We start from the raw sequence: 12,191 nt of genomic DNA, 5'->3' as shown, positions 1-12,191 counted from the left end.
GCACTGATGAGTATTGAGCATAAAATTGAATTAAGCGAAGAAAGAGCAGATATTCGTGGTGCTGATCTCGACGAATTGATGACGTCGGAATTTAAAGGGCGAGTTGTTCGTAAAGATTTAACTAAACAGTTGAAAGAAGGGGCGAACGTTCCAGTCTACGTTCTTGAGTATTTGTTAGGTATGTATTGTTCGTCAGCGGAAGATGAGCTTATCGAAGAAGGCCTAAAGAACGTTAAGAAAATTTTGACCGAGAACTATGTTCGTCCCGATGAAGCAGAGAAAGCCAAGTCACTCATTCGTGAAAAAGGTACTCACAAGGTTATTGATAAAGTAACGGTAAAGCTAAATCAGAAAAAGGATGTGTATGAAGCCAGCCTTTCAAATTTAGGGATTAAAGATGCCGTTGTTCCTAATAAGATAGTGAAAGAAAATGAAAAGCTTTTGACTGGCGGTATCTGGTGCATTATTACCATTAGCTACTTTTACGAAGAAGGCCAGAAAACTTCTCCTTTCTCCGTGTTTAGCTTAAAGCCGATCCAAATGCCGTCTATGAATATGGATGAGGTATACCAGGCTCGCCGTAAGTTCACTATGGATCAATGGATAGATGTTCTATTGCGCTCAATTGGTATGGAGCCAGCTAACCTTGATCAACGCTGCAAGTGGCACTTAATAGCTCGCATGATCCCATTTGTTGAGAATAACTATAACGTTTGTGAACTAGGCCCTCGTGGTACAGGTAAATCACACGTTTATAAAGAATGTTCGCCTAACTCGTTGTTAGTCTCTGGTGGCCAAACAACGGTTGCCAACCTGTTCTACAACATGTCTTCTCGTCAAATTGGCTTAGTTGGAATGTGGGATGTTGTGGCATTTGACGAAGTTGCTGGTATTCGCTTTAAGGATAAAGACGGTATACAGATCATGAAAGATTACATGGCGTCAGGTTCATTTTCGCGTGGCCGTGATTCAATAGAGGCTAAGGCTTCTATGGTCTTTGTAGGTAACATAGATCATAGTGTTGAAACCCTAGTTAAAACTAGCCACTTATTAGCGCCGTTTCCTGCCGAGATGATTGATTCTGCTTACTTTGACCGCTTCCATGCATATATCCCTGGTTGGGAAATTCCAAAGATGCGCCCTGAGTTCTTCACAGACCGTTTTGGCTTAATAACCGACTACTTAGCTGAATACATGCGTGAAATGCGTAAAACGACGTTCTCAGACGCAATAGATAAGTTCTTTAAACTAGGCAACAACCTAAATCAGCGTGATGTTATAGGAGTTCGTAGAACAACTTCGGGCCTGCTAAAGCTTCTCTTCCCAAACGGTGAGTACAATAAAGATGATGTACGCACTTGTTTAACGTATGCGTTAGAAGTTCGTCGTCGCGTTAAAGAGCAGTTAAAGAAGATTGGTGGGATGGAATTCTTTGATGTGAACTTTAGTTACATCGACAACGAAACACTAGAAGAATTCTTTGTTAATGTACCAGAGCAAGGTGGCTCGAATTTGATTCCTGCTGGAATTCCAAATGCAGGTGTTATTCACTTTGTCGACGAAGGCGCTGTTGGAAAACTTGGCGTGTATCGCGTCGAAACGCAAATGACACCAGGAACGGGTAAACACTCAACTTCTGGTTTTGGTTCTGACACATCCGCAAAAGAGCAAGTGCGAGTTGGTTTTGAATACTTCAAGGGCAATCTAAACCGCATTGCAGCAAATTCTCGTTTCTCAGAGCATGAATTCCACCTTCATTTTGTGGACTTACAGACGTCAGGAAACAGTCATGGAGCTAGCTTAGCGTCACTGGTAGCCTGTTGTTCTATTTTGTTGAATAGGCCGATACAGGAGCAAATGGTCGTGCTTGGCGGTATAACGCTGGGAGGCGTTGTTAATCCTGTTCAGGATTTAGCATCTAGTATGCAAATAGCCCTGGAAGCGGGAGCAACAAAAGTGTTACTACCAATGGCGTCTGCCAGTGATATCCCATCTGTACCTGCAGAGACTTTCACGAAATTCCAAGTGAGCTTCTACAGCGACCCAATTGATGCCGTTTATAAGGCCTTAGGGGTTCAGTAGGAAATGAATTACCTCCAGTTTATTAAGGTGGAATAGTGCGAGTAAGTTTCATCCTATAGTTTCCATGTGAGCGATCACTTTAAACAAGTGATCGCTATTAATATTGGAACTTCTCCTTTTTTGGTCACGCGAAAGGCTTTCAGTCGAAGGGCTGGAATGTGCCAAAAGCGGACGGTTAACGCCCAGCTAAGCGGGAAAATTAATTTGTCCGTTTGAGCTGCTTGTTAGTTGTTTTTAGTCAACGATTTTTTACATCACTATACTTATAATTCTTTTTATGAATATTAATTATGTGTTCTTCGGTCTCTAAATTTGGTTCCCCAAGTATTATAGTATTATCTCCATTAAAGAGAACAAAGAAGTCTTTTTTATTAAATATAACTGTAAGGTTTTTATTGGCGCAATCATGAGGTTTGCAAGAATGAACTACGGTGTAAATATTACTGTTTACATTAATCGAATAACTTAGCCCGCTAGGCCCTTCAAATTCCATAGCCCAAGTAGGTAAATCATAATCCGAAACCAAACTTAAATAAGTATAATTAAAATATTCGTCTTTTATCCATTGCCATGCATATTTTTCTTTAGAGTATGCATTAGTAAAAAAAAATAACAATAAAGCAATTGGTAATACCTTCAATTTTACTACTCCATTTAAAAATAACGCCCTGTTAACAGGCGAAATTATGCTGGCTATAATGTGAAGCGGAGCGAAACCAAGCCAGCGCAATTTTGTCTGCTGTTAAACAGATTGTTATGCAACAATCTCACTACAAAGCATCACCACCAAAATTATTCCATTGCTTAGTAAAGCCCGCCGCATCAAACAACACAGTAATGTCAGAAAATTCAAACTTAACAAAATCCTTCTTTTTGAATTCGTCAACTAGAAAGTTATCGCCTGCTTTACTTATAGGAGTCATATAGACATGGCTACCGTTGCAAAATCGATAATAGCGCACATTTTGACCGTTTGTCTTAATCGTACTTGGATCTAATATTTCTTCTTGGTCTGAACAGGGTAAATCCAAAGTGATGTAAATTTTTTGTTCTCCATCCATATTAGCACTAATACGAGCTTCAAAGATCGCATCCCAATCATCACTTGTTTTGTCAATTTTAAAGCCAAGCAATGCGGCCTTACCTGTGGCTTCAAAACTTACTGTTCTTAGTAATTCGTATGAAGGATACATATCAGCAATTTCGATATTTTTCGGATCAGTTAGATCCAAAGTATTTGTAGCTAAACTTTGAAAAGAAATAAACATCAGCGGCAGAAGTAATTTTTTCATTTTTCCTCCAATCAATATAATCTTTTAATATACACAACAAAAACTTCCAGTTTCAGCTGCGTTTATAGAGTTTGATTGCATAACATTTTAGTAATTATGGGGACGTTGTTCGTGTCACATAGTCGCTTGTTGAACTGAGGCGCTACCTGCACCTAGCTTGGTGTAGTTTATGCTATGGGAATTTGTTTTTTTAAGCATGGGGGGCAATGACTTGGTTTGCTCAATCCTTTAGCTTTTTTTGTGCTTCCCAGCATCGCTCAGTCGTGTTTTTGTGTTTCTATTACAGCGCTTCCAGGGTCTATAAGCAACCTTTTTTAAACCGCACAGCCTACCCCATCCCAATCCTGTTAATTAGGTTAGCTCATTGAATAATTAAGACACCCATACCAATATCTCACTAAGGTCATGGTCACAGCGACAGATCTTAAACCTTTAAAGTGGGTGTCTTGTTTATTTTTTGAAGTTTCTCAATTAAATCTACCTCTTAAACCTGTGGTGAAATATAACACTAATCTAAGCGCGGTAGCGCGTCCTTACTTGAGCGCCTTGTTAGGTGCTTTTGTATTAATCGCAAAGCTCTTCGTAAGCATCACCAATATCACTTTCATAATCTTCGATATAAAACTGTCCTTCCTTGCCGTCCTTTCTGGTTAGAATTTGAACCCCATAAGTTTTCATTTTCCCATAGACAACATCACCTTCGTATAAATACACACCGGAATAATGCTCTGCTGCAATGTACCAACTATCAGTGGTTTCAATGATTGAATTTCCGCTACCGCATACGTCTTCTTTGACGACAACACCAGTATCGGCAAAAACCAGACTGGTAAAAAATAAAGGAATGATTGCTAATAGTTTCTTCATATTTGTCTCCTTGCACCTAACCATTTTAATATCGAGCGATTGGGTCGTTTTTCTGCCGCAATCTGTCTCGTTTTTGTCCTATGACCATTGATAGCAAATTTAGGAAGTACTTACCAGCATTGAAGTTACGCTACATTGCTCTAAACGTGGACACGACAAAACGACCCGATGGGTCGTTTTCTTGACTATGGGAGAAACTCAACGATTATGGATGTATAAACAGTACTTTCAGTGGATTGGTTGATAGGCAGTTACACAGATTTAGTTACAGTCTCTTCATGACGCTAATCTTTTCTCATACGCTACTAGAGCAGTCGAAAATAAATTTTAAACCCTATCAATGAGGGCTTGTTGAATCGTTACCTAATTAATATAAATGTCGGCAAACGAATTTCTGCAAAGCTGCAATAACTCTCTAGATGTTTTTTTCTGTTTATCTAAAGGATTATTCTCAAATGCTAATAACATTCTGTTAGATTGCAATATTGCTTTTGAAGACATTTTAGTATAATCGTCTTTACTATAATTAGCCTTGATATAGTCGCCCACATCTCTAGCGTAGTATGAAAAATTATCGATATCTTTTTGATACATAATACTTTTGAATGTACTGTTGGTATGCAAGAGACTGCAAAATAATGACATAATGAATTTTTTTTCATTGTTTTCAACGTCTTGCGCACTTGAGGCGAAAGGAATAATGATAATTAAATATAAACACAAATTGTTGCGAATTGATTTTAGCAATGCAGCAGATCCTTTTAATTTTTATTGATTAAATATAGTTTAAAATAAAAAACTTCCAAATATTAATATTCTTGTTGTTAGGTTTTTTAGGCTAATCCTTTTAGTAAAAGTAACAATATCCTTTTGATAGCTGCTGTTTACTATTTGTTACTTCTATTGGGAACCCGTTATGTTCGAATGGTCCTGTTTTGTATAGGTATTTAGAGTTTGAATACTCATACCAGCCCATTAACGTTTTACCCTGATACCAATGACTAAATCGGCCATCAACGGTTAAAACTTTATTTTTAACTGTAATGGAGAAAGAACGATTATTATCTGTTTTACAATTTGCCTGATATGCAGATGCAGACGTAGATGTCAACAACAGAATTAACAAAGTAATCTTAAATTTTTTAATACACATTTATCATCCACCTTTAATAAACTAGTCAATTCCGTATGATTCAATTTATCATTCCATTTAATCCTACATTAATTGAAACCAAAAGGGTAACCAGTTTTGCAGAATCAATGCTCCATCACAAAATCTTGACCAACTGTTAGCTCACTCTAGAACACTTTGGGGCATAAACGAGTTTAAAATCTACCCTCCGCTTTTCACAGAAAGCAGACCTTACGAGTTCAGTTTACGAACGAGGTTTTTTCGCACAAAGATGACTTTATCTTCTCTGCATTATTTTACTTCATTCTAAATCCCCCTTTAACGAAGATACTTAGAATTAAGGTCGCATATCGATAATACAGAGGACGCTCAATCACTACTTAGAAAATGCCGTCTCCCGTTGCTCCCAGGCAACGGATCTCGACTGGAAACCTTTAGGGTTATCCAACCGAGGGAAATTGGTGTACCCACGGTAAGAGCTGGCACTGGGAAGGCCAGCTGGGTTAGTTGTACGAATGCGTTGCAAGTGGCCCTGGTGAATGGCAGAGCAATAATGCGAATAAGCAGGCACGTGTGCCTGCTTTTTTCTTTTCCAGCGCAGAAGGCTTTCGTGTCGGGGTAAACGAACGCCCTTAATTCCTCTGCCTCGGTGCTATGTACTCATGCAGGTCAAAAAATAGAGGAGTTTCTGCATGACGTCTAAACAAAGATTGGTTCTTACTACTTTAGATAAGCTTTGTTGGCTATTTATGAGGGTAGGGGATGTTTTGTTATTTGTGTTCCTGGTCGACATGCTGGTGCCGATACGTCAGGCATTGGGTTGTCCGCTGCAAACTATGGATATTCTGATTGCTTTAGTGTCAGCCTGGATGGTAGCGCTGCTGTTGTGGATTGTGCAGTTAGAGCTATCTAATAAGTATGAGTAGTTCCCCGTGTGAACGCTTATTTAGTTATGCAGTTGAATAAAACAGGAGGACAGACTGCATGAATCGAATGAGTAAAAGACAATATATTATCCGGGCAATACATGAACTGCTTCATACATTTGCTTTGGTAAACCTGGTTATCTGGATAAGTAACTGGCTTGGCCTGGTCACAGTCAATACAACTTACAAGTTGAGTGACATAACAGGGCTTATGATAATCACTGGCATCTATGTGATATCCGTTGCACTCAAGGTTTGGAGCCTTGGTAAGCGCAACATATAACACTGTCGGCACCCTTGGGTGCCGATTTCTTATGAGTAAAAGAGTGTGTTTATGGGCTCGGTGAATTTTGTCCTGAAAATTAACTTCTCTTGCAGCAAGGTCGCCTCCTGCGTGGTGAGATACGGCGCTTTGGTTTTCTTGTCGTATCGATGCGGGAGCTCATCAAGTAACTGGCGTTGAAAGCGCCTGGTGTCGTCAATTACTCTGCCTGAGCTGCTGACAAAAAAGACCTTATCAAACAGTGGGCGCTGACAAAGCATATTGTTGGCAAGCTTCAGTAAGGTGGCCTCCACCTTGTTCTTATTTTTAAACGAATTCTCCAGCTCAATTGCAGCGGTACTGTAATCTGAGTTAATGACAACGGCATCAACGTTTTTGATGTCGTTGGACGGGTAGAGGCGTTTAAATTCTTTCTCGGTGACAAAGCCTCGCCATTGCGGGGCAGGTTGACCACTGGTGGTTTTGTTGTGCACTCCCTGCATCAACACAAATTGTAAGATGGAATCGTGCATGATGCTGTTCTGATTGAGTTGCTCAATGGGATTGGTTTTGGACCGAAACAGTATTTCATGGCGTATTACTTCCTCAGCATACCTGGCACCGGAAAACGTCAGTACGTAGACAACCCCATCAGCGGCGCGGCTGGTTTTTACTTTTTCGAGTAACTGCTTTTTGATCAGCTTGTTTAGTAATTCGGTGACCTTGTGTCTTTGTATTTCGAAAATGGCCGTCAAGGCGATGGCTGAGACAAAGCCAAATCGCGCTGCCAGTACCACGGCTATCTCTTCTTTTCTTCTGGCCTTGTGTCGATTGCTCAAGTTCTTTGAGTAATACATATCGATTTCAAAATAAGGCTGATACACATTCCAGTTGGTAATACGTTCGGTATTGTCGAATAACAGCATAAGACTCCTTTGTAAGTCTATTGAGTAGGACTTTTACAAAGGTTCGTACTATGCGAAATAGTGCAATTTTCAGGTTGTTGTTGGGTAACTGAGTCGGTGTTTTAGTCGCGGCGCACTACCCAGCAGGGCACCTGACTCTTTACCACTATCAGCAGGGAGGCATTTAAAAACTCAAAACGATGTTTTGAGTTTTATCGCTTGAACCGCCCGCCAGCTCTGGATGTTGACGTTCGTCAACGAGCTGGCTCTACGTCACTTTGTGACTAGCTCATCAAGCTCAGCGCATGTTCGGCTGCGCCGCACTAACCCCATTTTTACCATGCTTAGCTATGCAACATTCAGTTGTGTTGCTGGCATAGCCAATCAGCCTACTCGGTTCCTCGTATGCCAGGGGTTTGGCACTTACACGCTTCGCTGCTGCTGCCAAATTTTTGCGCGGCAAAAACAAAACTGGGGTTAGTTCGCCGCAGCCGAACATGCGCTGCTTCACGTTGCCATTTGCTTCGCAATGACAACATTACGCGATTTATTGGTTTGATTCTCAAACGCACTTTATTGCAGCCAAAGCCTTGCTTTGCTACGGGTGTTTGCGCTTTGCTTTATTAACTAACGGTGCTCCATAATGAGCAGAACTAGGTGAGTAAGAGGGAGGGGGAACCTAAAGGGATTGCTTGAGCGAAACAATTACATTGTTGCTGAGCTATCGCAGTCAATGAAATTGAAAATGCCATATTTTTTATTAATTTACTAGTAACACACAGCAATTTAAACAACGTTAGGGTAATAAAAATATGACGCTATTAAGCCAACAGCTGTTCGGTCATTGTGACTGTGAGAGCGATACCACCTCATCTCAAAGCAATGAGGTAGAAGCCATCTCATCGGAGCCTCAAGTAAATCCGGCCAACGGCTTACCGATGATTGCAGACTCCATGATAGACGTGAGCGGTAACGTTTACGGCACAAGCTCACAGGATATGACGCGGTCATTATGCACTGACAGCCATGAACTTACGACGCTCTGTGAACCATCAATGGGTAGCGTGGAGGAGTTAAACAGCGATGCAGGATTCATCCTTGAGGATGATAGCTTTAACACCTTTTCTGATGACAGCGGAGCCACAGATTGGGGCACCGGATTCTCAGACAATGCGGTGGGAGAGTGGTGACAGGCTAGTGTGCGTTTAAACCTATTATGTCTCTAAGTTGTTACTAGCAACGTCAATCAAAGGCACCTGTTTAATTGTTTTAGCTGGTGCCTTTTTTCACACTAATGCCTATCAGCAAAATGTTGTTTTTTTACTCCTTTGGAAGCGGAATTTTTGTTAGTTAGGAGGTGCTTCTTTGTAATGTAGTAGCGGTGTTTGCTTAATCATTTTTTTTTTGATTTAAAAAGCTTTTGTTCAAATAACGAAAATGTTTTAGGTCAACGAGAGTTTAAAAATGAGAAAATTAGTACCGCTTAGCAAGTATTGTGAACTTTCCGGAGAAAAGAGAAAAGCAGTTGAGCGTCGCATTGAGCGCGGAATATGGGCTTATGGTGAACAGGTTTTAAAAATTAAAGGAGTTCGCGAGCGATGGATAGACCTAGCCGCAGTTGAGGCTTGGGTTCGACAAAACACAATGCACTGAAGGGTTGTACTCACATTAATAAAAAGCAAGTACCGAAAAAATCAGTGAGCTAAGCACCATACGTGGTGCTTTTTTTATGTTATTTAGAGCGAAAGAAATTGGGGTATTTAAGTTATGTAGGAGAGTTTATAGCAATTACATTGTTGCTGAGCTATCGCAGTCAATGAAATTGAATTTGCCATATTTTCCAGTAAATTACCAGCAATAAATACAAGCTTTTGTCAGGCGAGGTTTATTGTTAGCTCACAACAATAAAGTAAAGCGTTTTTTGTTTTGCATAATCCTAATTCTTTTTTTTTTAAATTTTCTGTTCAAATTTATTACTCATTAGCAACTCATTAAGAGGCTCATATGTTAAGAGTTTTACCACTTCAGATGTATTGCAAAGAGTTTGGCGTTGATAAGACTGAGATCGAACGATTGATAGCATCAGGGGTTTGGATTTACGGAAAACACATTCGCAAAGTAGAAAATGTACGCGAGAGATGGATAGACCTAGACAGTGTTGAAAGCTTGAACTAGAACAAAGTGGAAAGAAAATGACAATAAAGGTAGATAAGAGTTTAAAGCTTCAACGCGGCGTGACCGTGCGCAAGAATCGTTATGGTGTGCCTACGAGTATCCAAATTTGCTTCAAATACAAAGGTCATACTTGCCGTGAAAAAGTTAACTATCCGTTGACACAGCAAGGTGTAAATAGCGCTATTTATTTGCTTGGTAAAATTAAGACCGAAATTCAGCAGGGGACGTTTTACTATGCAGATCATTTTCCGAACTCTAACCGACTGACAACTTTTGGCCATGCTAAACGTGGGGCCGTAATTGCGGATTACTTAAATAAGGTTATAAAAAACAGTCAACAGAGAGAACTTGCTAAGTCGACTATCACTGGCTATGAAAAAGCGCACTCAGCATTGAAAGCGCTCTGGACTGTGCCCGTGGGTGAATTGACATTGATGATAATTATAAATTTTTTGAAAGCGCAGAATTGGTCTAGTAAGACAAGCCGGAATCGTATCTCAGTCCTTAGCAAAGCTTTAGACTTGGCTGTTATTGATGAACTTATTAATTCCAACCCACTGAAAAAGCTTAAGCTATCTGAGCATGTCAGAGTTAATAACAAAGTCAGTTCGAGGGGGAAACATGAAGATGTGAATCCTTTTTCTCCAGCTGAAATCGAAAAAATCTTGGGCGCTGCTAGCGGTACAGATCGTGCAATTATTGCGCTGTGCAATGACACAGGTTTGCGTAGCAGCGAATGGGTCGCTTTAAAAAAAGAAGATGTGTGCTTTGTCTCAAAAACAATTTCTATTTACGAAGCTATAGTTGAGGGAGTTACGAAAGACCCTAAATCAAAAAGTGGAAAAAGGACAATTCCTGTGTCAGATACAGTTATGTCTTATCTTGAAGAAGAGATGAATAGTCAAGATAGTGAGTACGTGTTTTTAAATAAGAAAGGAAATCATTTCAACCAAGACTCTTTTAGAAAGCATCGCTGGTCGAAAGTAATTGGTGATGCAGGTGTTAAATATCGTTACCCTTATCAATTGCGTCATACTTTTGCTAGCCGACTAATTTCTGAGGGTGAGAATGTGTGGAAAGTATCTAAATTGCTGGGCCATAAATCCCCTGAGACTGTCTTTAAACATTATGCCCAATATATTGAAGCTTATGAGAAGAAGGTGGAGACTTTAAGATAACAGCCTTAGTTAGGCCTTCTCGTAAAGTTTATATCAAAACACCGCTGTAGAGCGGTGTTTTTCTTGATGTTAAGAAGTTTCAACCTAATTAGGGATGCAGTCTGAGTTAACACTCCTTAGCTAAGCTGAATGCTCTGGAATCGGCCGATACGAGCCGCGGATTATGGTTTTGACTTAAACTTTATCCAATTATCAATATCTGCTCTTTTCCACGCGACTGCACGAGCAGAGAGTTTAAAACCCTCGGGGAATCGACCTTCCTTAATCATAGTGTATATAGTGGAGCGGGATAACCCAGTCATCCGAGAGATATCTTGTAGCCTTACAAGCTCGCTCACTTGACTTTTTTCAGCCTCTAACAGAGATATTGAAGAAGGAGTCGGAGGTGCGGTTTCAAACTGACTTTGTTGTAATTTTAAAGCTGCTTTCAGGTTTGTGATTTGTGTGAGAAATAAGTTGAGCTCAGAAATTGTGTTGGTACAACGGAGCTCGATTAGCTCCAAATACATTTGAACTTCTGATGGGGTGTGATTGGCTGGCTTCATTTAGATAAACTCAAAAGCGATTACATAAGATCTAAAGTAGAAAAATCCCCTTACTTGGTCAATCTGCTATCAACTCTACTTTCGTTAGCTTCCTTATTTACGCCGTTTCACCGCCAAAAAGTCGAAAATTTTGTGTGTACTATGCGTGTAATTTGAGTGGAATTCGATGTTTTTAATTTAATGAATGATTTGGCTGAAACTCAGCAGTGGCGGTGTGTGTAGCAGGGGTGTACTTTGTAGTGGGTGCTAAGTGGGTGTTTATTAGGTAAAAACCCTTCCAAGCCCCGTGTAGTGGGGGCTTGGTGGGTGTTTGAGTGGTGGAGCTGGGGGGATTTGAACCCCCGTCCGGAAAGCGTCGACCTTCGGTCCTACATGTTTAGTATCGTCTATTGGTTAACCTTTGAGTCTCGGACGAACACGATAAACAAAGGCGAGGCCGCTTAGTTTTAGCCCTTCAACCCCGGCCAGGGTTTCCGTAGCGAGTCCGTGTAGGGTGACACTTCAGAACCGGGTCCACAGACATACACCGGAGAAGTGCTAGCGGGCTATTATGCCGCTAGAGCGTAGTTATCGTCGTTTGCGATTACTTTAAATGCGGCTTTTTTACGAGGCCAACCGCACCTCGACATGCACCTTAGGCTTCTTGAATCCCGTCGAATCCTAATCAGCCCCTGAAATATGTTTCAGTCCTTGAAGTATAACTGAGTCGGCGCCTGCACCACAAGCACGATATGAGAATTTGTTATAAATCAGGGCTGTTCGTCTAGTTAATACACAGTAAACTGGGTAGTTGTATGGCAAAACAGTCATGATCGCTCTGGTTGGGC

The 12,191-nt window shown here is 40.6% G+C and carries 9 protein-coding genes and 1 other RNA gene; 4 read left to right on the top strand and 6 right to left on the bottom strand.

The annotated features are described in order from the left end of the window. The first annotated feature begins 6 nt into the window (after nucleotides 1–6). Nucleotides 7–2,082, top strand: coding sequence for a protease Lon-related BREX system protein BrxL (brxL, locus tag C2M35_RS06845; RefSeq protein WP_105190020.1), 2,076 nt, complete (start codon nucleotides 7–9; stop codon nucleotides 2,080–2,082). Nucleotides 2,083–2,320: 238 nt separating this feature from the next. On the opposite strand, the gene C2M35_RS06840 is transcribed toward brxL, so the two are convergent. The 3 genes from C2M35_RS06840 to C2M35_RS06830 all read right to left on the bottom strand — a co-directional run bounded on the left by C2M35_RS06840 (nucleotide 2,321) and on the right by C2M35_RS06830 (nucleotide 4,241). Further along, a complete protein-coding gene (locus C2M35_RS06840) occupies nucleotides 2,321–2,812 on the bottom strand; it encodes an Ivy family c-type lysozyme inhibitor (RefSeq protein WP_105264923.1) in 492 nt (163 codons plus the stop codon). 40 nt (nucleotides 2,813–2,852) lie between these two features. Then, the gene (locus C2M35_RS06835; protein WP_105264922.1) at nucleotides 2,853–3,374 is read right to left on the bottom strand and encodes a hypothetical protein; all 522 of its coding nucleotides are present in this window, start codon (nucleotides 3,372–3,374) and stop codon (nucleotides 2,853–2,855) included. A gap of 564 nt (nucleotides 3,375–3,938) precedes the next feature. Further along, a complete protein-coding gene (locus C2M35_RS06830) occupies nucleotides 3,939–4,241 on the bottom strand; it encodes a hypothetical protein (RefSeq protein ID WP_105264921.1) in 303 nt (100 codons plus the stop codon). Nucleotides 4,242–6,140: 1,899 nt separating this feature from the next. On the opposite strand from C2M35_RS06830, the gene C2M35_RS15660 reads away from it, so the two are divergent. After that, nucleotides 6,141–6,299, top strand: a complete 159-nt coding sequence (locus C2M35_RS15660) for a hypothetical protein (RefSeq protein ID WP_158677930.1) — start codon at nucleotides 6,141–6,143, stop codon at nucleotides 6,297–6,299. A 312-nt stretch (nucleotides 6,300–6,611) separates the two neighbouring features. Here C2M35_RS15660 and C2M35_RS06815 read toward each other — a convergent pair whose 3' ends face one another. Further along, nucleotides 6,612–7,487, bottom strand: coding sequence for a hypothetical protein (locus C2M35_RS06815; RefSeq protein WP_105190014.1), 876 nt, complete (start codon nucleotides 7,485–7,487; stop codon nucleotides 6,612–6,614). Between the two features lie 791 nt (nucleotides 7,488–8,278). On the opposite strand from C2M35_RS06815, the gene C2M35_RS06805 reads away from it, so the two are divergent. Further along, the gene (locus tag C2M35_RS06805; RefSeq protein ID WP_105190012.1) at nucleotides 8,279–8,656 is read left to right on the top strand and encodes a hypothetical protein; all 378 of its coding nucleotides are present in this window, start codon (nucleotides 8,279–8,281) and stop codon (nucleotides 8,654–8,656) included. A gap of 1,002 nt (nucleotides 8,657–9,658) precedes the next feature. Further along, complete coding sequence (locus C2M35_RS06795) at nucleotides 9,659–10,819, top strand: site-specific integrase (protein ID WP_105190010.1); 1,161 nt, start codon at nucleotides 9,659–9,661, stop codon at nucleotides 10,817–10,819. 161 nt (nucleotides 10,820–10,980) lie between these two features. On the opposite strand, the gene C2M35_RS06790 is transcribed toward C2M35_RS06795, so the two are convergent. Together C2M35_RS06790 and ssrA are read right to left on the bottom strand one after the other, a co-directional pair. Then, on the bottom strand, nucleotides 10,981–11,364 hold the full coding sequence (locus C2M35_RS06790; protein ID WP_233998415.1) for a helix-turn-helix transcriptional regulator: 384 nt from the start codon (nucleotides 11,362–11,364) through the stop codon (nucleotides 10,981–10,983). Nucleotides 11,365–11,679: 315 nt separating this feature from the next. Beyond that, nucleotides 11,680–12,036: a transfer-messenger RNA gene (ssrA, locus tag C2M35_RS06785) on the bottom strand. Nucleotides 12,037–12,191: the final 155 nt, after the last annotated feature.

It is taken from the genome of Pseudoalteromonas sp. T1lg76 (genome assembly GCF_002964725.1).
Classification (GTDB): Bacteria; Pseudomonadota; Gammaproteobacteria; order Enterobacterales; family Alteromonadaceae; genus Pseudoalteromonas.
This window is presented reverse-complemented; position numbering and strand designations above follow the sequence as displayed.